The 22722-nt window shown below is 71.5% G+C and carries 24 protein-coding genes and 1 tRNA gene; 19 read left to right on the plus strand and 6 right to left on the minus strand.

Annotated elements, in window-relative coordinates:
- Positions 1–45 precede the first annotated feature (45 nt).
- Positions 46–1059 (minus strand): glutathione S-transferase C-terminal domain-containing protein, encoded by a 1014-nt coding sequence (locus tag ABZ793_RS21895; protein WP_357460290.1) that lies wholly within the window; start codon positions 1057–1059, stop codon positions 46–48.
- A 238-nt stretch (positions 1060–1297) separates the two neighbouring features.
- Here ABZ793_RS21895 and ABZ793_RS21900 point away from each other — a divergent pair, with 238 nt between their 5' ends.
- Complete coding sequence (locus tag ABZ793_RS21900; protein ID WP_357460143.1) at positions 1298–1732, plus strand: ester cyclase; 435 nt, start codon at positions 1298–1300, stop codon at positions 1730–1732.
- Here ABZ793_RS21900 and ABZ793_RS21905 read toward each other — a convergent pair.
- Entirely contained in the window at positions 1713–2231 is a 519-nt protein-coding gene (locus tag ABZ793_RS21905) for a Uma2 family endonuclease (RefSeq protein WP_357460293.1), read from the minus strand. The two genes, ABZ793_RS21900 and ABZ793_RS21905, sit on opposite strands and share 20 nt — an antisense overlap.
- A gap of 151 nt (positions 2232–2382) precedes the next feature.
- Here ABZ793_RS21905 and ABZ793_RS21910 point away from each other — a divergent pair, with 151 nt between their 5' ends.
- From ABZ793_RS21910 to ABZ793_RS21945, 8 genes are all read left to right on the plus strand, one after another.
- Complete coding sequence (locus tag ABZ793_RS21910; RefSeq protein WP_357460145.1) at positions 2383–3009, plus strand: NADH-quinone oxidoreductase subunit I; 627 nt, start codon at positions 2383–2385, stop codon at positions 3007–3009.
- Positions 3006–3638, plus strand: coding sequence for an NADH-quinone oxidoreductase subunit J (locus ABZ793_RS21915; RefSeq protein ID WP_357460148.1), 633 nt, complete (start codon positions 3006–3008; stop codon positions 3636–3638). The genes ABZ793_RS21910 and ABZ793_RS21915 overlap by 4 nt, the downstream gene beginning before the upstream one ends.
- The gene (nuoK, locus tag ABZ793_RS21920; RefSeq protein ID WP_357460150.1) at positions 3635–4069 is read left to right on the plus strand and encodes an NADH-quinone oxidoreductase subunit NuoK; all 435 of its coding nucleotides are present in this window, start codon (positions 3635–3637) and stop codon (positions 4067–4069) included. Before ABZ793_RS21915 ends, nuoK begins: the two co-directional genes overlap by 4 nt.
- Entirely contained in the window at positions 4066–6003 is a 1938-nt protein-coding gene (locus ABZ793_RS21925; protein WP_357460152.1) for an NADH-quinone oxidoreductase subunit L, read from the plus strand. The genes nuoK and ABZ793_RS21925 overlap by 4 nt, the downstream gene beginning before the upstream one ends.
- Complete coding sequence (locus ABZ793_RS21930) at positions 6000–7505, plus strand: NADH-quinone oxidoreductase subunit M (RefSeq protein ID WP_357460154.1); 1506 nt, start codon at positions 6000–6002, stop codon at positions 7503–7505. The genes ABZ793_RS21925 and ABZ793_RS21930 overlap by 4 nt, the downstream gene beginning before the upstream one ends.
- A gap of 197 nt (positions 7506–7702) precedes the next feature.
- Positions 7703–9238 (plus strand): NADH-quinone oxidoreductase subunit N, encoded by a 1536-nt coding sequence (locus ABZ793_RS21935; RefSeq protein WP_357460157.1) that lies wholly within the window; start codon positions 7703–7705, stop codon positions 9236–9238.
- Between the two features lie 178 nt (positions 9239–9416).
- Entirely contained in the window at positions 9417–10292 is an 876-nt protein-coding gene (gene htpX, locus ABZ793_RS21940) for a zinc metalloprotease HtpX (protein WP_350711578.1), read from the plus strand.
- Positions 10293–10437: 145 nt separating this feature from the next.
- Entirely contained in the window at positions 10438–11697 is a 1260-nt protein-coding gene (locus tag ABZ793_RS21945; RefSeq protein ID WP_357460159.1) for an MFS transporter, read from the plus strand.
- 188 nt (positions 11698–11885) lie between these two features.
- Here the strand turns inward: ABZ793_RS21945 and ABZ793_RS21950 are convergent, their stop codons facing one another.
- Positions 11886–12329, minus strand: a complete 444-nt coding sequence (locus ABZ793_RS21950) for a MarR family transcriptional regulator (protein ID WP_357460162.1) — start codon at positions 12327–12329, stop codon at positions 11886–11888.
- A gap of 75 nt (positions 12330–12404) precedes the next feature.
- Between ABZ793_RS21950 and ABZ793_RS21955 the strand changes: the two genes are divergently transcribed.
- The gene (locus tag ABZ793_RS21955; RefSeq protein ID WP_357460164.1) at positions 12405–13667 is read left to right on the plus strand and encodes a multidrug effflux MFS transporter; all 1263 of its coding nucleotides are present in this window, start codon (positions 12405–12407) and stop codon (positions 13665–13667) included.
- Positions 13668–14003: 336 nt separating this feature from the next.
- Here ABZ793_RS21955 and ABZ793_RS21960 read toward each other — a convergent pair whose 3' ends face one another.
- A complete protein-coding gene (locus ABZ793_RS21960; RefSeq protein ID WP_350681660.1) occupies positions 14004–14498 on the minus strand; it encodes a YajQ family cyclic di-GMP-binding protein in 495 nt (164 codons plus the stop codon).
- Positions 14499–14646: 148 nt separating this feature from the next.
- On the opposite strand from ABZ793_RS21960, the gene ABZ793_RS21965 reads away from it, so the two are divergent.
- The 5 genes from ABZ793_RS21965 (at position 14647) to ABZ793_RS21985 (ending at position 18382) form a co-directional block, all read left to right on the plus strand.
- A tRNA-Tyr gene (locus ABZ793_RS21965) sits at positions 14647–14730 on the plus strand.
- A 501-nt stretch (positions 14731–15231) separates the two neighbouring features.
- A complete protein-coding gene (locus ABZ793_RS21970) occupies positions 15232–15486 on the plus strand; it encodes a hypothetical protein (protein WP_357460166.1) in 255 nt (84 codons plus the stop codon).
- 367 nt (positions 15487–15853) lie between these two features.
- The gene (dcm, locus tag ABZ793_RS21975) at positions 15854–17035 is read left to right on the plus strand and encodes a DNA (cytosine-5-)-methyltransferase (protein WP_357460168.1); all 1182 of its coding nucleotides are present in this window, start codon (positions 15854–15856) and stop codon (positions 17033–17035) included.
- Complete coding sequence (locus ABZ793_RS21980) at positions 17028–17885, plus strand: GIY-YIG nuclease family protein (protein ID WP_357460170.1); 858 nt, start codon at positions 17028–17030, stop codon at positions 17883–17885. Before dcm ends, ABZ793_RS21980 begins: the two co-directional genes overlap by 8 nt.
- Before the next feature lie 50 nt (positions 17886–17935).
- The gene (locus ABZ793_RS21985) at positions 17936–18382 is read left to right on the plus strand and encodes a very short patch repair endonuclease (RefSeq protein WP_357460172.1); all 447 of its coding nucleotides are present in this window, start codon (positions 17936–17938) and stop codon (positions 18380–18382) included.
- Positions 18383–18444: 62 nt separating this feature from the next.
- Here the strand turns inward: ABZ793_RS21985 and ABZ793_RS21990 are convergent, their stop codons facing one another.
- Entirely contained in the window at positions 18445–18867 is a 423-nt protein-coding gene (locus ABZ793_RS21990; RefSeq protein ID WP_357460175.1) for a GntR family transcriptional regulator, read from the minus strand.
- Between the two features lie 420 nt (positions 18868–19287).
- On the opposite strand from ABZ793_RS21990, the gene ABZ793_RS21995 reads away from it, so the two are divergent.
- The 4 genes from ABZ793_RS21995 (at position 19288) to ABZ793_RS22010 (ending at position 21809) form a co-directional block, all read left to right on the plus strand.
- Positions 19288–19749 carry a hypothetical protein gene (locus ABZ793_RS21995; RefSeq protein ID WP_357460177.1) on the plus strand — a complete coding sequence of 154 codons (462 nt, stop codon included), beginning with the start codon at positions 19288–19290 and terminating at the stop codon, positions 19747–19749.
- Positions 19742–20074, plus strand: a complete 333-nt coding sequence (locus ABZ793_RS22000; protein ID WP_357460179.1) for a precorrin-4 C11-methyltransferase — start codon at positions 19742–19744, stop codon at positions 20072–20074. The genes ABZ793_RS21995 and ABZ793_RS22000 overlap by 8 nt, the downstream gene beginning before the upstream one ends.
- 149 nt (positions 20075–20223) lie before the next feature.
- Positions 20224–21045 carry a GntR family transcriptional regulator gene (locus ABZ793_RS22005; protein WP_357460181.1) on the plus strand — a complete coding sequence of 274 codons (822 nt, stop codon included), beginning with the start codon at positions 20224–20226 and terminating at the stop codon, positions 21043–21045.
- Positions 21033–21809, plus strand: a complete 777-nt coding sequence (locus ABZ793_RS22010; protein ID WP_357460184.1) for a glycosyltransferase — start codon at positions 21033–21035, stop codon at positions 21807–21809. The genes ABZ793_RS22005 and ABZ793_RS22010 overlap by 13 nt, the downstream gene beginning before the upstream one ends.
- Here the strand turns inward: ABZ793_RS22010 and ABZ793_RS22015 are convergent.
- Complete coding sequence (locus ABZ793_RS22015) at positions 21793–22239, minus strand: hypothetical protein (protein ID WP_357460187.1); 447 nt, start codon at positions 22237–22239, stop codon at positions 21793–21795. The genes ABZ793_RS22010 and ABZ793_RS22015 overlap by 17 nt on opposite strands.
- Positions 22240–22722: the final 483 nt, after the last annotated feature.

The raw sequence follows: 22722 nt of genomic DNA on the forward strand, positions 1-22722 counted from the left end.
CGGGACAGAGGCGCATCTGGTGGGCGCAAGGTGCAAGATCGGCGGTTAGGGCGGGGGAGTGTGGGTGGGGTCGACCCGCTCCTCGGGCGGGGGCGGCGGGGTGCCGGTGCCGAAGGGGCGACCGCCGAGGGCCTCCCGGCCGTGCGGGGTGAGCCAGTTCGCCAGGTCAGGGCCGAGCGGCACCACCCCGGTCGGGTTGATGTCGCGGTGCACCTCGTAGTAGTGCCGCTTGATGTGGTCGAAGTCCACCGTGTCGCCGAAGCCGGGGGTCTGGAACAGGTCCCGGGCGTACGCCCAGAGCACCGGCATCTCGGTCAGCTTGCTCCGGTTGCACTTGAAGTGGCCGTGATAGACCGGGTCGAAGCGGACCAGCGTGGTGAACAGCCGCACGTCGGCCTCGGTGATGGTGTCGCCGACCAGGTATCGCTGCCCGGCCAGCCGGTCGCTCAGCCAGTCCAGCCGGTCGAAGAGCCGGTGGTACGCCTTCTCGTACGCCCCCTGGTCGCCCGCGAAGCCGCACCGGTAGACGCCGTTGTTGACGTCCCGGAACAGGATCGCGCTCAGCTCGTCGATCTCGTCGCGCAGCCGCTCCGGGTAGAGCTCGGGCGCGCCCGCCCGGTGGTACGCCGTCCACTCGGTGGACAGGTCGAGGCTCATCTGCCCGAAGTCGTTGGTGACCACCTGCCCGGTCGGCACGTCCACGATCGCCGGCACGGTGATGCCCCGCTCGTAGCCGGGGAACCGCGCGAAGTACGCGTCCGCCAGCCGCTCGATGCCGAGCACCGGGTCGCGCCCGCCCGGGTCCAGGTCGAACGTCCAGCTCCGCTTGTCGTGGGTTGGGCCGGCCACCGCCATCGAGATCGCGTCCTCCAGCCCGAGCAGCCGCCGGACGATGATCAGCCGGTTCGCCCACGGGCAGGCGCGGCTGACGGCCAGCCGGTACCGGCCGGGCTGCACCGGCCAGCCGTCCCGGCCGTCGGCGGTGATCCGGGTGGCGATGTAACGCTGGTCCCGGGTGAACTCGCCGCCCGGCTCGACGTACCTGCCGCCGGTCCGCATCAGCACCTCGTCGCCGCTGGTCGTGCCGCCGCCGCGGCCCTCGGTGGTGTCGCCCACGCCCGCCCCCTCCGCCGTCGCCTGTCGCTCGTTCCATCATGGCGGGTTCCGCCGCCCGCCGGTGTACCGAGCGCCGATCCTCCGCCGGCGCACCGAGCGCCAGCCCGCTGCGCCCGCGGGCTCCTCCCCGGCGCGGCCGACGTCCGGGCCGGGCGGCGCGGCCGGCGGTTACGCTGCCGCGATGACCGATGTGGAGGCGACGGCCCGGCGCTTCGTCGCCGACGTGTGGAACGCCGCGCGGGAGGAGTCGGCGTACGAGCTGGTCGCGCCGGAGTGCCCGGGGCTGGGCGGCGCCGGCCCGGAGGCGACGCTGGCGTGGCACCGGGAACGCCGTGCCGCCTTCCCCGACCTGCGCTACAAGATCGTGGACCTGGTGGCCGCCGGGAACCGGGTGGCGGTGCACTGGCGGGCAGCCGGCACCCAGGTCGGCCGGTTCGGGCCGGTGCCGCCGACCGGACAGGTGGTCAGCTACTCGGGGGCGAGTTTCCTGCGCTTCGACGACGCCGGCCGGATCGTCGACGTGTGGAGCTGCAACGAGCTGTTCCAACTCCTCCAGCAGCTCGGCGTCGAGATGCTCCCGCCCGCGCCCGGCGGCCTCAGTGGCACCGGGGAGTGATCCGGCTGAGCGGCAGGTTCACCGGAAACGGCTCGCTGGTGTCCACGAACTTCGTCCACCGCCCGGTCTCCCCGTAGACCTCGTTCACCGGGTCGAGCTTGTGGGTGTGGACGACCAGCCCACCGTCCTCCGTCTCGATCCGCCAGTAGTACGGGATGCCGGCCTGCGCGTAGAGCGCAGGCTTGAGCACCCGGTCGATCGACTGCGTGCTCGGGGAGACGATCTCCACGGCGAGCACCACCTCGTGCGGCTCGTACCGCGAGGGCTGGCGTCGCGCGGCGGCCGAGGTGGTCACCAGCACGTCGGGGATGAAGGAACGGGTGCGGCTGATCCGCACCTCGACGCCCTGAGTGACGTCGTGGTCGTCCGGGCAGTCCTCTTCGAGGGCGACCATCAGCCGTCCCGCGATGGTCTGGTGGATACGGGTGAGGGAGGGGGACACGATCAGCACTCCATCGAGCAGTTCGCGGCGGCGGCCGTCCTCGGGCAGCGCGTCCAGATCGTCCGTCGTCTACCCGCCCTCAGGCGGGTAGACGCTCTGCAGCGCGGCGGTCATCGGTTGGTCCTTTCGGGTGCGTCGTTCTCCCCACGCTCACGGTACGCCGGTCAACCCCGGGTGGTGGTCGCGCGCGCGGGGGCCACAGGGCAGGATGGTCGGCATGACCGACCGCAGCGAGCGCAGCGAGCCGGGCGGCGCCGGCCCAGAACGTGGCCTGCCGGGCGCGGGCCTGGTCAAGGGGCTCGCGGTCACGCTGAAGACGATGACCCGCCGCTCGACCACCCAGCAGTACCCGGACGTCGCCCCCGAGCTGCCGCCCCGCTCGCGCGGGGTGATCGCGCTGCTGGAGGAGAACTGCACGGTCTGCATGCTCTGCGCGCGGGAGTGCCCGGACTGGTGCATCTACATCGACTCGCACAAGGAGGAGGTGGCGGTGCCCGGCGCCGCCCGCCCCCGCCAGCGCAACGTGCTCGACCGGTTCGACATCGACTTCTCGCTCTGCATGTACTGCGGCATCTGCGTGGAGGTCTGCCCCTTCGACGCGCTCTACTGGTCCCCGGAGTTCGAGTACGCCGAGTACGACATCAAGGACCTGCTGCACGACAAGGACCACCTGGGGCAGTGGATGGGCACCGTGCCGCCGCCGCCCGCGCACGACCCGAACGGCGAGCCGGCCAAGGAGGAGACCACCGCCGCGCGCAAGGCCGCGGTCCCGGCGGCCCCCGCCGCCCGTCCCGCCGCCCCGCCCGTACGCCCCGAGCCCGAGGCCGGCGCATGACCGGTGCGGACGTGCTGCTGCTCGCCCTCGGCGCGGTGGCGGTCGGTTCGGGGGTGCTGGTGGTGGCCACCCGGCACCTGGTGCGGGCCGGCCTCTACCTCGTGGTCTGCCTCGGCGCGCTGGCCGGGATGTACCTGGTGCTCACCGCCGAACTGGTGGCCTGGGTGCAGGTGCTCATCTACGTCGGCGCGGTGGTGGTGCTGCTGCTGTTCGCGGTGATGCTCACCCGCGCCCCGATCGGGGCCTCCGACGACCTGGACCGGCCCGGCTGGCCCGCGGCGCTGATCGGCGGGGGCACCGGGTTGGGCCTGGCGGCCCTGCTGGTCGACGCCTACCGCTGGACGGCGGTGGACCTGCCCGACGCGGGCACCGCGGAACGCCTGGGCGACCAGATCTTCCGGAGCTGGGTGCTCCCGTTCGAGGTGCTCTCGGTGTTGCTGCTGGCCGCCCTGGTCGGCGCGATCGTGCTCTCCCGCCCCGACATCGGCCGACCGAAGGCCGACGGGCCGGTCACCGACCGGCCAGGCGGGCGGCCGGGCACGGCGACCACCCGAGCCGCTGGTGGCGGGCGGCCGGGGACGGCGACCACCGGGAGCGGTCCGGGCGGCGACGGCGGGCGGTCGCGGTGAGGCCGGTCATCCCGTACGTCACCGCCGCGCTGCTGTTCGGCCTCGGCGTCTACGGCGTGCTGCGCCGGCGCAACGCGGTGCTGGTGCTGATGGCCGTCGAGCTGATGCTCAACGCGGTCAACCTGATCCTGGTCACCGCCGACACCACCGTGCGGGCGCAGTTGCCGCACGGCGGGCAGGTCTTCGCGCTCTTCGTGATCGTGCTGGCCGCCGCCGAGATCGGGGTCGGCCTGGCGATCGTGCTCCAGCTCTACCGGCTCCGGGCCAGCGTCGCCGTCGACGAGGTCCCGCTGACCGAGCGCCCGCCGACCGTACGTCCGGCCGGGCCGCCCGTGGCCGGGGTCGCCGCCGGGACCGACGCCCGGCCCGGGTTCGCCGCCGGGACCGATGGCCGGTCCGGTTCCGCCGATCGTCCGGAGGGGGAGCGGTGAGCACGACCACGACGCTCGGCGCGCTGCTCCCGGCCGTACCGCTGGTCGCGGGCCTGCTCGGCCTGCTGCTGCCGCCCTCGCCGCGCGGCGCCGGGACGGGCGGGGACCGGGCCCGCCGGATGGCGATCGCGCTCGGCGTGGCCGGGGCGGCCGGCGCGCTGACGCTCGCCGTCGCCCTGCTGGTCACCCTCGACCGGCCGGCCGAGGCGTCCACCACCTGGGTCGACCTGGGCGGGCTGACCGTGACCCTCGGGGTCCGGCTCGACTCGGCCGCCGCGCTGGTGGCCGTCGCGGTCGCCGCGGTGGCCCTGGCCGTGCAGGTCTACTCGATCGGCTACCTGCGCCGGGGTCCGCACGACGACGTCGACGCCGACCACCGCTACCCGCCGTACGCGGCGCAGATCAGCCTCTTCACCGCCGCCATGCTGCTGGTGGTGGTCGCCGGTGACCTGATCCTGCTGCTGGTCGGCTGGGAGGTGATGGGCATCTGCTCCTACCTGCTCATCGCCCACGACCGTCGGCTGCCCGAGGCGCCGGCCGCCGCGATGAAGGCGTTCCTGGTGACCCGCGTCGGCGACGTCGGCTTCCTGCTCGGCATCGCGCTGCTGGGCGTCTCGGCCGGCAGCTTCCGGATCGCCGACGTGCTCGCGCACGACCACGGCAGCGGCACGCTGACCGCCGCCTGCCTGCTGCTGCTCGCCGGGGTGGCCGGCAAGAGCGCCCAGTTCCCGCTGCACACCTGGCTGCCGGACGCGATGGCCGGCCCGACGCCGATCTCGGCGCTGATCCACGCCGCCACCATGGTCGCCGCCGGCGTGTACGCGGTGACCCGCCTCTACCCGCTGTTCGAGGCCACCCCGGTCGCGCTGGCCGTGCTGGGGGTCATGGCCTCGGTCACCCTGCTGCTCGGCGCGTTCGCCGCCACCGCGCAGGACGACCTCAAGCGGGTGCTGGCCTGGTCGACGGTCTCCCAGATCGGCTACATGACCGGCGCGCTCGCGGTCGGCTCGACTCCCGCCGCGCTGTTCCACCTGCTCACCCACGCCGCGTTCAAGGCGCTGCTCTTCCTCGCCGCGGGCGCGGTGATCCACGCGGTCGGCACCACGCTGATGTCCCGGATGGGTGGGCTGCGCCGCGCCATGCCGGTCACCTTCTGGTGCACGGTGGTCGGCCTGGGCGCGCTGGCCGGGCTGCCCCCGCTGTCGGGCTTCTGGAGCAAGGACGGCGTGCTCACCGCCGCCGGGGACGCCGCCCTGCACGGCACCGGGCCGGCCCCGTCCTGGGTGGGCTGGCTGGTCTGGCTGGCCGGGCTCGTCGGCGTCGCGGTCACCGCCTGGTACGCCACCCGCCTGCTGCTGCGCACCTTCTTCGGCGAGACGCGAATCCCGCTGGCCCACCCGCACGACCCGCCCGCCGTGATGCGCTGGCCGGTGCTGCTGCTCGCCGTGCCGGCCGCCCTGCTCGGCCTCGCCGGCTTCGACTGGGCCTTCGCCCGCCGGCTGCTGCTCACGCCCACCGCCGGCGCGCCGGCCGGGGAGCACGCCCTGATCCACGTCGGCCCGGAACTGCTGCTGCCGCTGGCGCTGCTGGCCGTCGGGGCGGGGCTGGCCTGGCTCCGCTGGCGGCGGGACCCGGCCGCCGACCCGGCGACCGCGCTGGGCCCGCTGCGGCCGGTCTTCGCCGCCGCGTTCCGGCTCGACGACGTCCAGCGGGCCCTGGTCGTACGCCCGACGACGGCGTTGGCCCGGGCGACACGTACGGCCGACGAGGTGGTGGTGGACGGCGCGGTCGAGGGCAGCGGCCGGGCCGCGCTCGGCCTCGGCGGCGGGCTGGCGGCCCTGCACCGGGCCGCGCTGCCACGCGCGGCAGCCGGGGTGCTCGCCGGCGCGCTGCTGATCGGGCTGGCCGCCGCCCTGATCGGAGTGGCCGCATGAGGTTCGGGGAGTTCCTGCTGGTCGCGGTGCTGGCGCTGCCGGCGCTGGGCGCGCTCGCGGTGGCCGCGACGCCCCGGGAGCGGGCGGCTCGGGCGCTCGGCACGGCCGTCGCCGCGCTGACCCTGGTGGCCGCCGCGCTGCTCTTCCTCGGCGAGCGCGGCTGGACCACCTACGCGGCCGGCGTGCCCGCCGTGCGCCCGTGGCACCGGCTCGACCTGCCCTGGGCGCCCGGTCTGGACCTGCGCTTCCACCTCGGGGTGGACGGCATCTCCTGGCCGCTGGTCGTGCTGACGGCCCTGCTCACCCTGCTCTGCTGCGCCTACACCCTGTGGCGGGTGCCCGAGGGCGGCAGCGGGCGGGCGCTGGTGGCGCTGCTGCTGGTCGTCGAGGTCGGCATCCTCGGCACCTTCCTCGCCCTCGACCTCGTGCTGTTCTTCGTGTTCTTCGAGGTCGTCCTCCTGCCGATGTACGCGATCATCGCCGGCTGGGGCGGCGCGGACCGGCGGCGGGCGGCCCGCAAGTTCGCCCTCTACACGCTGTTCGGCTCGGTGCTGCTGCTGGTCGGCGTCTACACGGTGGTGGCCGCCGCGGGCACCGCCGACATCGTGGCGCTCACCGGCGGAGCCGGGCTGTCCCGGGGCACCCAGCTCGCCGCGTTCACCCTGCTCGCGCTGGCGTTCGCGGTGAAGAGCCCGCTCTGGCCGCTGCACTCCTGGCTGCCCGACGCGCACACCCAGGCGCCCACCGTCGGCAGCGTCGTCCTCGCCGGGGTGCTGCTCAAGATGGGCACGTACGGGCTGATCCGGATCGCGGTCGGAGTGGCGCCGGAGGGCGCCCGCTGGGCCGCCCCGGTGCTCGGCGTGCTCGCGGTCGCGGCGATTCTGGTCGGGTCGCTGGTCTGCCTCGCGCAGCGCGAGCTGAAACGGCTGATCGCGTACTCCAGCGTGGGGCACATGGGCTTCGTGCTGCTCGGGGTCGCCACGCTCACCACCACCGGCATCCAGGCGGCCCTGATCGGCAACGTCGCGCACGGGGTGATCACCGGCCTGCTGTTCTTCCTCGCCGGCGCGGTCAAGGACCGTACGCACACCGGGGCGCTCGACGAACTCTCCGGGCTGCGGGAGACCTCGCCCCGGCTCGCCGGGCTGCTCGGCTTCGCCGCCGTCGCCTCGCTCGGCCTGCCCGGGCTCGCCGGCTTCTGGGGCGAGGCGTTCGCGGTGGTGGCCGCCGTCGAGGTCGGCGGGGCGTTCTGGACCACGCTGGGCGTGCTGGCCGCGCTCGGCGGGGCGCTCACCGCGGCGTACTTCCTGCGGCTGCTGCGGCGGGTGACGCACGGGCGGCCCAGCCCGGCAGTCGGGCGGCTGACCCCCGGCCTGGCCGGCGCGGAACTGGCCGCGTGGGCGCCGCTGGTGCTGCTGGCGCTCGCGGTCGGTCTGGCCCCGACCCTGGTGCTCGGCGTCGCCGAGGCCCCCGTGGACGCCCTGGTGGAGGTGCTGCGATGAGCGAGCCGGGCCGGAAGAGACGCGGCGAGGTGCCGGCATGAGCGAGCGGAGCGAGCGAATCATCAGGCTCAGTGCTCTGGTGCCTCATGACGGCACGCAGCGAAGCGGAGTGCCGGCATGAGCGAGCGGAGCGAGCGAATCATCAGGCTCAGTGCTCTGGTGCCGCATGACGGCGCGCAGCGAAGCGGCGTGCCGGCATGAGCGTGGTGCAGAGCGTCGACAACGTGGCGCTGCTCCCGGCTTACCTGGCCGCCGGGACGGCCGTGCTGGTGCTGCTCGCCGACCTGCTGGTCGCCCGATCCCGGGTCACGCTGGTGACGGCCGCCGTCGGCTCGGTCGCCACGGCGCTCGGCGCGGCCCTGGTCGGCGCCGGGGACGAGCGGCGGACGTTCTGCGTCGGCCCCGACTGCTCGTACGTCTTCGGCGGCCGGGCCGCCCTGGTCGCCGCGGTGGTCGCCCTGCTCACGCTCGGGGTGCTCGCACTGTCGGGGCCGCTGCTGCGGGCGGGGCAGTCGCCGACGGGGGAGTACTGCTTCCTGCTCGCCTGCTCGATGACGGGCGGCGTGGTGCTCGGCGCGGCCGGCGACCTGATCACCCTGGTCGTGGCGCTGGAGACGCTCACCCTGCCGCTCTACGTGCTCGTCGGGCTGCGCCGGGGCAGCCTGGCCAGCGCCGAAGCGGCCGTCACCTTCTTCGTGGTCAGCGTGGTCGCCACCACGCTGACCCTGCTGGGGGCGGCGCTGCTCTACGCGGCCACGGGCGGGCTGCACCTGGGCCGGCTCGGCGCGATCCTGTCCGAGCGGCCGGACCTGCTCGACCTGCCGCTGACCACCGCCGCCGTGGCGCTGATCGTGCTGGGGCTGGCGTTCAAGGTGGCGGCGGTGCCCTTCCACGCGTGGGCGCCGGCCACCTACGACGGCGCGCCGCTGCCGGTGGCGGCATACCTCTCCACCGCCTCGAAGCTGGGCGGCGTGGTCGCCCTGCTGGCCGTCGTGCAGCACGCGCTGCCGGCCGACGTGACGGGTCCGGTGCTCGCCCTGCTCGCGGTCCTGACGATGACCGTCGGCAACCTGGTGGCGCTGCGCCAGCGGCGTACGGTCCGGCTGCTCGCCTGGTCCTCGGTGGCCCAGGCCGGCTACATCCTCGCCCCGCTCGGCGCGTTGGCGCTGGCCGCCGGGCGCACCGCCGACGCCCGCACCGCCGCGTACGCGGCCGCCGTCGCGTACGCCGTCTTCTTCGTGGTGCTGGAGCTGGCGGCCTTCGCGGCCGTGGTGGCGTTGCGCCCGGCCGGCGCGGACGGCGGCACCGTCGACGACCTGCGCGGCGCGGGCCGGCGGCACCCGTGGCGGGCGGCGGCGCTCGGGCTGGCGCTGATCGGGCTCGCCGGTCTGCCGCCGGGGCTGGCCGGTCTCTTCGCCAAGGTGACCGTGGTCCGTTCGCTGCTGGACGGCGGCGCGGGCTGGCTGGCCCTGGTGGTGGCCGTGAACGCGGTGCTCGGCCTCGCCTACTACCTGCGCCTCACCGCCGCCCTCTGGGCCGCCCCGCCCGTGGCTCCGACGGCCCCGGTCGCGGGGCCCACCGCCCCCGCCGGTGGGGCTGCCACGCCGGCCGGCGCCCCGGCCCCCGCCGCCGTGCGGGCCGGGACGGTGGGCGCGGCGCTGGTCGTGGCGACCGTGGTGGCCGTGGTGATCGGTTTCGCTCCGCAACTCGTGCTCGACCTCGCCGCCCGCTGACCGAACCCCGTCAGGCGGCGGCTCCCGCGCCCGGATTCCCGCTGATCGCGGCGGTAATCGCGGGCGGGCACTCCGGACATCCCAGGCAACTCACAGCCATGAGGCGGATGGTTGACGGGTACCGGGTTGTTGAACCGGTCGGCGGGTCCCGCGTGATCCGCGCACCGAAGGAGTGATCGTGCACCACAACCGTCTGAAGACCGCCGCGTTGCTCGGCCTGCTCACCTCGCTGATCCTGGCAGTGGGCTACTGGTTCGGCGGCAGTGGCGGACTGGTCATCGCCGTCGTCGTCTCGCTGCTGATGAACGGCGTCACCTACTTCTACTCCGACAAGCTCGCGCTGCGCTCGATGCGGGCGCAACCGGTCAGCGAGGCACAGTTCCCCGAGCTGTACCGGATGGTCCGCGAGCTGGCCACCGAGGCCGGGCAGCCGATGCCGCGCCTCTACGTGAGCCCGACGTCCCAGCCCAACGCGTTCGCCACCGGGCGGAACCCGCAGCACGCGGCCGTCTGCGTGACCCAGGGGATCACCGAGATCCTCGACTATCGGGAGCTGCGCGGGGTGATCGGGCACGAGCTGTCGCACGTCTACAACCGGGACATCCTCATCTCCAGCGTGGCGGCCGGTCTGGCCGGCATCATCACCATGCTGGCGAACATCGCCTGGTTTATCCCGCTCGGCGGTGGCGACGACGAGGACTCCCCGAACCCGATCGTGCTGCTGCTCACCATCGTCCTGGGCCCGATCGCGGCCACCGTCATCCAGCTCGCGATCAGCCGCAGCCGGGAGTTCCAGGCGGACGCCTCCGGCGCCCGGCTGACCCGGGACCCGCTGGCCCTGGCCAGCGCCCTGCGGAAGATCCACATGGGCACCCAGCGTCGGCCGCTGCCGGCCCAGGGGCAGCTCACCAGCACCGCCCACCTGATGATCGACAACCCGTTCCGGGGTGGCGGCGTGGCCGCGCTCTTCTCCACCCACCCACGGATGGAGGAGCGGGTCGCGCGCCTGGAGCAGATGGCCGCGAGCAGCGGCCCGGTGCAGTTCCAGCGCTGAGGCGTTGATCACCTCTCCGCCCGTGCCCGGCCCCGCCAGGCACGGGCGGACCGCTGTGTGAGCGTGTTAACCGTTTCATCCCAAGGCCGGCCGGCGTTAGGGTCGGAAGGGCATTCCGCTCATTACACTCCCTTGGAGGTCGACCGTGGCCGCACTGCGCCAGTACCTGGGCGTCTGGCGGATCCCCGGGGCACCGATGCTGCTGGTCACCGGCATCATCGGGCGGCTCGGGATCGGGATGACGCCGCTGGCGCTGCTGCTGGTCGTCGAGCAGGTCACCGGGCGATACTCGCTGGCCGCCGTCGCCGGGGGCATCTACGCCCTGGCCGGTGCCGCGCTCAGCCCCGTGGCCGGCCGGATCGCCGACCGGATCGGCCCCAGCCCCGTGCTGCTCGGCACGGCGGTCGCCCACCCGCTCGCCCTGATCGGCCTGCTCTGGTCCGCCCGCGCCGACGCCGGCAGCCTGGCGCTGGTCTTCGTGGCCTCCGGCGTGGCCGGGGCGACGTACCCGCCGCTGACCGCCGCGATCCGGGGCGCCTGGAACGACCTGACCTCGCCCGCGTCGGGCCGGCGACAACTGCGCAACACCGCGCTCGCCGCCGAGACCACCCTCTTCGAGATCGTCTTCGTGCTCGGCCCGCTGCTGGTCGCCGGCTTCATCCTGGTCGCCGACGCCGGGGCCGCCCTGGTCGGTTCGGCCGTGGTGACCCTCGTCGGCACCACCGCGGTGGCGCTCGGCCGGGTGATGCGGGGCTGGCAGCCGCACCCACGCGAGCACCACACCAGGGGGCTCGGGCCGCTGCGCGTCCCCGGTTTCCCGGCGCTGCTGCTCTGCGTGGCGAGCCTCGGCATCGCCTTCGGCGCGGCCGGCGTGACCGTGCCCGCGTTCGCGACCGACTACACCTCCGACGACCCGGACAGCCTCGCCGGCGTGCTGCTGGCCGTCTGGGGTGTCGGCAGCGCGGTGGGCGGGTTCTGGTTCGGCGTCCGCAAGCCGGCCCGGAACATGACCCGGCAGTTCGCGCTGCTGCTCGCCGCGGTGGCCGGCAGCTTCGCCGTTTTCGCGGTGATGCCCACCCCGGCGGCGCTGGGCACCGCCCTGGTGATCGGCGGCGCCACGATCGCGCCCGCGCTCACCCTGGAGAACACCCTGGTCGGCCGGATCTCGCCGACCAGCATGCTCAACGAGGCGTACACCTGGGTCGTGACCATGTCGGTGGGCGCCAGCGCCGCCGGCGGCGCGGTGGCCGGCCTGATCGTCGACCACGCCGGCGGGGTGCCGTGGGCGTTCCTCTTCGCCGGGGCGGCGGTCGCCGTCGGGGCCGGGATCGCGGCCCTGCCCACCGGCCCCATCGCCCGCGCGGAGGCCACCGCGGTACGCGCCGAGGACCTCGTGCCCGCCTGACCCGCACCGCCGGCCGCCGGCTGTTCCGTCGCCGGTTGTTCCGGCACCGCCTGACCCGCACCGCCGGCCGCCGGCTGTTCCGTCGCCGGTTGTTCCGGCACCGCCTGTCCCGGCCGCCAGTTGTCCCGGCCACCGGCTGTTCCGGTCGCCGGTTGTTCCGGCACCGGCTGTCCCGGTCGCCGGCGGGGTCAGCGCTGCTGCGTCATCCGGTCGGCGAGGCGACGCAGCGCCGGCGCGGCGGCGAGCAGCGCCTGCCGGTCGGTGTCGTCCAGGCCCGCCAGCGCGGCGCCGAGCAGGTCCCGCCGGTGCCGCCCGTACGCGGCGATCCGCTCCCGCGCCGCGTCGGTCAGTTCCAGGCGGACGGTCCGCCGGTTGACCGGGTCCCGGTCCCGGTGCAGCAGCCCGGCGGAGGTCAGCTCGCCGACCAGCGTGCTGACCGTGTTGGGCGCGGTGCCCAGCCGCTCCGCGGCCTCGCGGACGCCGACGCCCGGCTGCCGCTGCACCAGCCGCAGCACCTCGACCTGCGCGTCCGGCAGGGCGACGCGGCCGGCCCGCTGGCTGGCCGCCCGGCGCAGCACCCGGTGCAGGTCGCCGAGGGCTCCGCTGAGCTGGTCGACCGTCTCGTCCGTCACAGGAACACTCTCCCCGCTGCAACAACTCTGTAGGCAGAGCTATCGTATGCGGGCCGCCGCCACGGAGGGACCGCCATGCCGCACGCCACCGCGCCGCCCGTACGCCCGGACGAGCGCGTCGCCGTGCCGACGGGACGGGCCGCCGCGGTGCTGCTGGTGCTGCTCGGCACGATCACCGCGTTCGGGCCGCTCTCCCTGGACACCTACCTGCCGGCGTTCCCGGAGATGACCCGCGACCTGGCCGCCAGCCAGGCACAGATCCAGCTCTCCCTCACCACCTGCCTGATCGGCATGGCGGTCGGCCAACTCGTCACCGGCCCGCTCAGCGACCGCTGGGGCCGGCGCCGGCCGGTGCTCGTGGGCGTCGGCGCGTACACCCTGCTGTCGCTGCTCTGCGCGGCCGCGCCGTCGGCCGAGGCCCTGGCCGCGGCGCGGTTCGCGCAGGGCTTCGCCGGCGGCATGGGCGTGGTCGTCGCGCGCGCCGTCGTCCGCGACCTCTACGCCGGCCGGGACGCCGCGAAGTACTTCTCCCGGCTCACCCTGGTCTTCGGCATCGCCCCGATGGCCGCGCCGGCCTTCGGCAGCCTGGTGCTGCGCTTCGGCTCGTGGCGTACCGTCTTCGTCGCCCTCGCGGTGATCGGCGCGCTGCTCGCCGCCGCCGTCGCGTGGCGGCTGCCGGAGACGCTGCCCGCATCCCGACGCAGCACCGGCGGCCTCGCCGCCACGGCCGCCGCCGGCCGCTCGCTCTTCACCGACCGGATCTTCCTGGGGTACGCGCTGGCGCAGGGCCTCGCCTTCGCCGGACTGTTCGCCTACATCTCCGGATCGTCCTTCGTCTTCCAGGACGTCTTCGGCGTCTCGGCCGGCACGTTCAGCCTGATCTTCGGCGTCAACGCGCTCGCCCTGGTCGCCGTCGGTCAGGCCAACGCCCGCCTGCTGGACCGCTTCGAGCCCCGCAGGCTGCTGATCGGGCCGCTCGGGGTGGGGGTGCTGGCCGCCGCCGCGGTGCTCGCGGGCGCGCTGCTCGACGCCCTGCCGCTGGTGGCGGTGGCCCTGTTCGTCTTCGTCGGATCACTCGGCATGGTGACCCCGAACGGCACCGCGCTCGCCCTGGACCGGCACGCCGCCCACGCCGGCACCGCCGCCGCACTGCTGGGCGCCATCCAGTCGGTGGTGGGGGCGGCAGCGGCGCCGCTGGTCGGGCTGGGTGGGGAGGGCACCGCCGTCCCGATGGCCGTGGTGATCACCGGTGCGGCGATCGCCTCCCTCGCCGTCGTCCTCACCCTGGCCCGCCCGCGCCGGTCCACCACGGCGACCTCCGCCGAGGGCAGACTGTGAGCATGGCGGGGCCGTTCCCGTCGATGGCAGGTGGCGGCCTCAGAAGTTGAAGTCCCGGATCGTGGCGCCGCCCGACGCGGCCGTCGCCACGGCTGAAGCGGTCAGCGGACGCGGTACTCGTCGTCGGTGACCGGATTGCCCCGGTCCTTGCCAGCTGGGCAGCGACACTCGTCCGGGCCGCTGCTTCCGACCCGGCGCGCACCCGGAGCCCGAACGCAGGGGTACAGGCCGTCGCCGGGCCGCCGGCCGGAAAAGCCGAACGACGACCGACGGCAACGACGTCTGCCCAGGCTGTAACAGGTCGACGACCTGATGATCAGCCAAGGCGGCTGAGGCTTACCGGTAGTTCGTGAACTGGAGGGCGACGCCGAAGTCCTCGCCCTTGAGCAGCGCGATGACGGCCTGGAGGTCATCCTTCTTCTTGCCGGTGACCCGGAGCTGGTCGCCCTGGATCTGCGCCTGGACGCCCTTCGGGCCCTCGTCGCGGATCTTCTTGCTGATCGCCTTGGCCTTGTCCGAGTCGATGCCCTGGATGACCTTGCAGTCGATCTTGAAGGTCTTGCCCGACGAGCGCGGGTCGCCAGCGTCCAGCGACTTCAGCGAGATGTTCCGCTTGACCAGCTTCTCCTTGAAGACCTCCAGCGCGGCCCGTACCCGCTCCTCGGTCTCCGCCTGGAGGCTGATCGCCTCCTCGCCCGACCAGGAGATCTCGGCGCCGGTGCCCCGGAAGTCGAACCGCGTCGCGAGCTCCTTCTCCGCCTGGCGGAGGGCGTTGTCGACCTCCTGGCGGTCGACCTTGCTCACGATGTCGAACGACGGGTTCGCTGCCATGCTCATGCTCCTGCTGTCCGGCGGTTTGTGGTCCTGTGTCCCCCGCTGACCAGCGGTACGACCCCCTGACGGTACCCGGTTGCGCTCCTGCCGGGGGGAGCCGCTATCCTTGCTACCGCTGCCGCGTTACGACGCGGTGGGGTGCCCTGGCGGGTTGCCCGAGCGGCCAATGGGAGCGGACTGTAAATCCGTCGCGAAAGCTACAGAGGTTCGAATCCTCTACCCGCCACCAGGAGCACCAACGGCCCCTGACCAGCAGGAATGCTGATCGGGGGCCGTTGTCGTTGATCTAGCAGAGTCCGGCTGCGTCCAGCCGTTGACGACTGGTTGTGGGCAGATGGTGGGCAGGTCGATCTTGGTCGTGGCGGTCGACGGCGGGTGGCTGGGCGCGGGCTTCTGGGGTCGGGCGGGTTGGTCCTGGGCGGCTACGGACGGCGTACGGGCGCGGGGCGGCTCGGTGGGTAGGGCGCGGCGGCACGGGCCGTCAGCGGGACGCTCGGGGGCAAGCCAGTCCCGTTCTTGGACTGGCGCGGCAGTCGGAAGCCCAGACCTCGACGGCGGCCAGCCCCGCCGGCTTCCGTACCGCCTCGTGGGCTGTGGGATCCTCTGTGTATGCAGAGCATCCGAAAGGGCCATGCCGCGTAGGCGCCCGAGGCAGGTGCGGGCCTCCAAGCTCCGTGCCCGGCCGCTGGACAGTCGTACGTCTGAGGTAGCCGGCCTCTCGTTCCGAGGGTTGCAGGCCATCGCCTACCTGGAACGCTCCCGCTTCACGGAAGGCGCCGTCGCGCGGGCGCTTCGGGCGTGGGCGGGCTTCGTTCAGGACCCGTGGCACCGGCTGTGGGACCCCCGGTCCGGCTGTGGCGTGATGGAGTGTTGCCCGGATCCGGAAGAGGTTCGTCAGATCCTGGAAGCCACGGGTCATGTGCTGCCCCCACGGGATGCCCGCCGGTTTCGGGCGGAGGTCGCCAAGATTGACGAGCTGTGGTGAACACCTGAAGACCGATCAGGGGCGCGGGGGCGGTTCCCGCCGGGGTTCGGCGGCTTCCCGCCCTGGCCGCGGAGCGGTCCGGGGCGGTGTTCCGCCGGGCGGCCTGCCGCCCGCGCGCCGCGCCGCGCAGCGGCGCTCTTGATCCAGAACAGAGGAAATCGGCAACATGGCATGGAGGGCTTTGGACGCCTGGAACGCCCGGAACCTATGGAGCGCCGACGAGGCGGTCGCTGCCAAGCTCGGAAGGGGCCAGCGATCCCGCTACGGCCCCCGAGCTCGTTGGACGCGGCAGTAGGGCCGGAACCTGCTCTGCGACACCGGCCACCCAGGATCGACCTGCGACGGAATTTGTCTTAGGGTCGCCAGGGTGAAGATCGCACCAACGCTGAAAAGTGTTCCTACGGGGCCAGGCACATCCAAGCCCAGAGCTGCCGAGTTCTTCGCCGGCATCGGCCTTGTGCGCCTTGGGCTGGAGCAGGCCGGCATCAGCGTCGTGTGGTCCAACGACATCGAGCCGGCCAAGGAAGAGATGTACGTCGGCCACTTCGGCAAGGACGACGGCCACGTCTTCGCGCCGGGCGACGTCGGCAAGGTCAAGGGCAGCGACATGCCCGCCAACCTCGATCTCGCATGGGCGTCCTTCCCCTGCACCGATCTCTCTCTGGCAGGCTGGCGTAGAGGACTCAGCGGGAGCGAGTCCTCTACCTTCTGGGGTTTCACCAACGTCTTGAAGGAGATGGGGGCGGATGCTCGTCCGCCCGTCGTCGCACTTGAGAATGTCGTTGGCTTCGCCACCAGCCATGGCGGCGAAGACTTGGCGACCGCCATACGTGAACTCAACCAACTTGGCTACTCAGCGGACGTGTTGACCCTTGACGCGCGACGCTTCGTGCCGCAGTCGCGCCCGCGCTTGTTCGTCGTAGGGGCTCTCAACCCGCCGGAGGATGAGCCGGTTCCTAACAGCGAGCTTCGTCCCGACTGGCTCCAAGCCCCCTTCGGTGACCCCACCCTGAAGACTCATCGGGCTGCGCTGCCCACGCCTCCGCCTCCGCTCACTTCTGGGCTTTCCGACCTTGTGGAGCAGGTTGGGCATGACGGCTGGTGGGAAGACAAACGCCGCGATGCCTTCATCGCCTCCCTGTCGCCCATCCAGGCGGAGCGGCTTGAAAAGCTGAAATCGCAGAAGACCAGGACGTATCGGACGGCCTACCGCCGGACGCGCAACGGAAAGCCGACCTGGGAAATCCGCCCCGACGACATCTCTGGTTGCTTGCGCACAGCCCGTGGCGGCTCTTCCAAGCAGGCAGTAGTGGAAGCCGGCGAAGGGGCAGTACGGGTGCGGTGGATGACACCACTTGAGTACGCGCGGCTTATGGGTGCTGGGGACTACACGCTCAAGAACCTCCGAAGCAACCAGGCGCTCTTTGGCTTCGGGGATGCTGTGTGTGTGCCGGTGGTGTCATGGCTGGCGAAGCACTACCTGATGCCCCTGATTCTCGGAGAATTGCAGTCGCACGCGTCACCAGAATTGGCAGTCGTCAATGGCTGACGCTAAGCGGCCAGCTAAGACGAGGAAGCCAGCCAAAAATAAGCTTCCGGCAACTTCTGTCCGCGATTTTCGCAACCTCCTTGAGAAGGCCCTCGCAGAATGCGACGACCAAGGTCGCAAGTGGGCCGACGCTCAGTGGGGATGCTATGCCTTCTACGACTATGACGGCGAGCCCATCTACGTTGGGCAAACCAACGAGAAGTTGCGCACGCGTATCCGACGGCACTTGACGAACCAGCGTACCGATGCCGTCGCTATGAGGATCCTCGACGTCTTCGAGGTGGCAGAGATGAAATTGTGGCCACTCTGGGAGTATGAGGGTCTCACAAAGAAGGCGGATCCAGAAGGCTACGAGGCGGCCAGGATCCACCTGGATGCTGTCGAGTACACCGCTTACTTGGAAGCCATCAAGGCAAGCCGGTATCGGGCGATCCTCAACGAGAAGATCCCCCCTCTGTCTGACGCAACCGCTCTGCCGCCGTCGCAGCGGTTTTCCTTAATCAGCAAGGAAACGAGGGAGGAGCGAGGCCACGCGGATGTGCGAATCGCACGCCGGGCCGAGACTATCTCCCGACTCGCCGCCGTCGCCCACGAGCGGGGGGAAGTGTCGCCGGGGCTGCGAAGAGTGCTGGTTATCCAGGCTGTACGGCTGGCCTACATTTCAGCGGTTCGCCTTGCGTACGTCGAGGGAAGACCGGAGCCCTCCCCCTCCACGATCGACGTCGAGGGCCTTGTTGGCCCCGTACTATACGAACCCTCCGACCCACACGGGCGGAAGGACAAAGATGGGGCGGAAGCCGGGGAGGAAGGCCAAGACGAAGCTGGGGAAGAGAGCCAAGACGACGACTAGCCCGGCGGGGCCACGTAGTGTCACCGACCTTAGGGCGCGGGTGTTTGCGTATGCCTCACGATGTGAGTAAAAGTTCCGACGAGTCTTGGGCCTCCACGCCGACCGTTCGTCGGTCTATGCAGTCGAATCGCAGCCGCGACACTAAGCCTGAGTTATTACTCAGGCGGGCCTTGCACGCTCGCGGCCTTCGCTATCGAGTTTGCGCTAAGCCACTTCCTGACCTCCGGATGAAGGCAGACATAGTTTTTCGCCCCGCTAAGGTGGCTGTAGAGGTCCGCGGCTGTTTTTGGCACGGCTGCCCACTGCACTACCGGAAGCCTTCGGCCAACAGCGAATATTGGACTGCCAAAATAGGCCGCAACATGGCCCGCGATACGAAAAATGAGAAAGCCCTGAGCGACTCCGACTGGTTGCTAATCACCGTCTGGGAGCATGAGGACCCCATCGCTGCTGCCATGCGCATTGAACAGGTAGTCCGCCGCCGGCGCACCGCCTGACATGCAATCGTGCTTGCTGGAGCCGAACGTTGGCTCTCTCATTCGAAGATGCCCGCAAAGTCTTACTGTCTCGCCTGAAGTAGTCGATAGGTCCGGACGACTGTCCCGACGGTTTCATTCCAGCGGGTGACGCGCTGTTGTTCGATCAGGGCCGTTCCAACCTCAACGCCAAAAAGTGCTGCAAGCTCCGGGTCGGCGGCTACTTGGCGCTGTCGTGCTTCCGGTTCAGCACTCTTGTCTAACCCCCTCTCGTGCGGGAGGGGGTTTGCGTACGTGCCGCGGCCGTGTTCGGTAGCGACCAAGCGCGCCTCGCGCAAAACGGCTATGGCTTGGCGAATTGTGCCGCGACTTACCCGGAACTCGGCCGTGAGGACGCTCTCGGTTGGCAAGAGGGCTCCGGGCGGGATGACGCCGCCCTCGATGCGACTCCTCAGTTCGTCGGCGATGAGGCGATAGCGGGGCTGTCCGTAGTGCGGGGTGGGCACCTGCTCACCGTACCTGGCACTTGTCTTACCAAGTGTCAACCCAAAGACGCGATCTGACGTCTAGACAACTCATTCAGTTGTAGGTACGTTTCCCGGTGTGCGGCCAGGGTGACGGCTCGTGTCAGGGGTGGTCTCGCGCCGGCCCTGGTCGTACCTAATGCGCGGCGTCCTGTCGGACCGGTTGCGGTAGCCGCGCGGACAAGTTGGCTCGGCGATACCCGACCCGTCTGCGTCGGACGGTGCGCCGTGCCTTCATCCGGGCCGGTGGCCGGCTGCATTCCCCCGCGGCTGGCCACCGGCTCCGCCTACCTGTGGAGGTGCGATGTCCGGCTCTCATCGTCGGCACCGCTGGTTCTCGTCCTGGTGGTTCTGGAGGCGCGCGTTGACCCGAGCCGCCGCTAGCAGCGTTCCGTCGAGTCCATGCCCGGCTTCTGCCCCGACCTCGCGGTGGTGGTCGGTGGGGCCGACGCGGGAGTTGCCCGCGCTGCGGTACGCGCCACTGATGACGCGGGCGCAGGCATACCGGGGCAACGGTGGGCGGTGGCCGCGATGAGGCGCACGAGCAAAGCGGCCGACGTCACGAGCCACCCGGGCTGGTGTGCCCCGGATCGCTGCGGCCACCTGGTGCCGCCGCTGATGACGCACATGGCCCGCCGCCATCGCGGACCGATGTACCGGGTCGGTGATGCCCGGGCGAGCGGGCTCATCGTCACGTACCTCATCGGTGTCGACGCCCAGACGCCCTTGATCGCGGTTCATGCGACATGTCGGGCGGGGAACGCTTGGGCGGAGCTGCCGTTGCCGCAGGTTGCCCAACTGGTCGAGCAGCTCCGCGGGCTGATGAAGCAGGCTGGCGGGCACCAGGGAGCCGACGATGAGTGAGAGCGAACCCATGATGGAGCGGCCGTTGTCGTCGGTCGTGTGCCCGATGTGGTGCCGGGGCTGTGGACCGAACGACCCGATGCACCGGGGCTTCCCGTCCACCATCGGGCGGGAGCGGACTGGCTGGGTCAGCCTCCAACTGCTCATCGACCGGTTCGCGCGCCGGGACCTGGCCGTGAAGCTCGACGCGACCCGCTACGGCGCAACGCAGACCGTGCTCCTTTCGCCGGCGCAGGTGGACCGGCTCATTGACGAGCTGACGCATGCTCGCCTGGCGATGCTGGCACCGATTGGTCGACACGAACGGGCGGGGGAGACGCGGTGAACACCAGCAGCCGTCGGGGCGTAGCCGCCCCTCGCACTCCCGGCCCTCGCCGTGTGCAGTCGCCGCGAGCAGGGCTAGCGGTCCCTCCGGTTCCCGAGCGGCCCGCCGGCGGGACCACCTGGCAGACGTTGGAACGTCTAGGGGGTACGGTGACCGGTGTGCATGGCCGGGACTGGCGCCCTCGCTACCTGCAACTCGCGGAGGAGTTGCGGGCGAAAATCATGAGCGGTGAGCTGGCGCCCGGCACGCTGATGCCGAGCGAGACCGAGTTAGCCGAGTCGTCCGGCCTGTCCCGTACCAGCGTGCGCAACGCGATTCGGCAGCTTCGGGAATGGGGCCTGGTCCGGGCCGAGCAGGGGCGCGGCACCTACGTGCGGGCACCCCGTCAGCGGGTACGCCGTCGCAACACCGAGCGGTACCAGTGGGAGAAGGACCGGGTCCTGCTCGACGAGGCTGAGCGGTTGAAGACCGGCGCCATCGAGCACGACACCGGCCTGACCGTCGATGACCTCAAGTTTCACGCCGAGTACTCCCGCGTTGACGCGGACGCGGAGATGGCGGCGGCCTTGCAGGTCGAGCCGGGTACTCCGCTGCTCCGCCGGGTCTACTGGACGTCCTCCCGGCACGAGAACGCGCCGCTGACGCTGTCCTACTCCTACCTCCCGTACGACTTGGTGGCCGCGAACCCGGACCTGCTCGACGAGAGCAAGGAACCATGGCCCGGCGGTACGCAGCACCAGCTCTACACGCTGGGCATCGAGCTGGACCGGATCGACGACGAGGTCCGGGCTCGTCCGCCGTCACCTGACGAGGCCGAGCTGCTGGACATCGACCCGGGCGTCTCCGTGCTCACCGTGCGGAAGACCTCGGTCGACACCACGGGCCGCGTCGTCGAGGTCGCCGACGCGGTGATGCCGGGTGACCGCACAGAGCTTGTGTACTCCCACAAACTCCAACGGTGGAAAACTTGACGCAGATCGTCTCGGTCATTACTCCAGTCCACGCGCCCAGCATCGAGCACCTCGCTGGCGCTCACGCGTCGTTACTCAAGCAGGAGATGCCCAACGGATGGGACTGGCAGTGGCTCGTCCAGGAGGACGGGCAGACCGGCACCCTGGCCGGTGCCCTGCCCGATGATCCCCGGATCAGTCTCGGCACCGGCCGTCCCGGTGGGCCTGGTGTTGCCCGTACCCTCGCCCTTTCCCGAGTGTCCGGGGAACTCATCAAGGTCTTGGACGCTGACGACCAGTTGACCCCTGGCGCGCTCGCCCGGGACATCGCCGCGTTCACCGCGCACCCGCAGATCGGCTGGACCACCTCGCGGGTGCTCGACCTGCTGCCCGACGGGTCAACCGCCGGCTGGGACAAGGACCCGGCTGACGGGGTCATCGCCCGCGGCTCCGTCCTGTCCTTCTGGCGGTCCAACGACTACCGGGCATCGGTGCACCCGGCGACGCTGTGCCTGCGGCGGGATCTCATCTTCGCCCTGGGTGGCTGGATGGCCCTGCCCGCCTCCGAAGACACCGGCCTCCTGCTCGCCGCCAACGCGGTCAGCGAAGGCTACTTCACCCGGGAGTACGGCCTGCTTTACCGAAAGTGGCCCGGCCAAGTCACCAGCCAAGCTGCGCACCGGGAGCCGACCGAGTATCAGGGGCGCATGAAGATCATCGAGGCCAGAGCTGACGCCCTAGCCTCGATGCTGCCCGACGGTCTGCCGCTCACGCCTCTGGCGTAGCCTCATGCCCCGGCATGCCGTGGGTACGGCGTCGCTGCTTCATCTCTGCCTCGTAGATGTGGCGCCGCCCGCCGGCCAGCTTCTCTCGGGCGTCCCGCTCGATCTCCTGGAACGCGGCGTAGTAGCCGTCGTCGAACTCCTCCACGATCTGGAACGTCCACCGCCCGGGTAGCACGTTGCGCCCCAACAGCTCGTGCTCGACCCGGTCGGCTACCTCGTCGTGCCCGGCCTCGCGGAGCAGCTTCACCACCCGGTCAAGGGTGAGATCCGCGCCGCCGACGAGCTGATGCGCCGAGTACAGGTGACCACGCACCCGGTGGATCGTCTCCAGCGCCTTGCTCAGCTCGCCGAGCGCCTCGACGGTCTCGTCATCAAGTCCCGGCGGCCGGTCGTGGGCTGCGTCGGCTGCCGCATGCTGTTGATCTGGCATGCCCTGGTCATACCCAGACCGTCACGCCAGTACCGCGTTTCGAGGAGTGGCTTGGCAGCCTGGGGCGCGGGGAGGAAACAACCCTCCCCGCGCCCACATACCTAGATGAGGGCGGGCGTGATGCCCAGGACAAGGACGATCACCACCACAATCTGGATCACCACGGCCTGTGGGGCACGCAGCGAGAACGTCAGCTCGGTCAAGTTCCACCTCCCCTCGGTTTGTAACGCGCTGGGCAATTGGCCAGGAAAGATAGACCGTCAGCTATGGGCGTCGGCTCACATTCCGCCGCCCCATAGGAATGTCCTTCTGGCCGCCGTCGATCATTGCATGACGCCCCCCGAGTCTGCAATTACCCCCTGTCGGTTGCTCCGCAAGGCAGGTGCGAGTCAACCGGGAAGGGGTGACGTTTTCAAAGTGCCCCCCGGGTGCCCCCAAGCGTCACCCCGCGCCCCCTCGTCGCCTCCCGTCCGACCGATCTAC

Origin of the sequence: Micromonospora sp. NPDC047465 (genome assembly GCF_040643125.1) — a bacterium.
In the GTDB taxonomy this organism is placed as follows: domain Bacteria; phylum Actinomycetota; class Actinomycetes; order Mycobacteriales; family Micromonosporaceae; genus Micromonospora.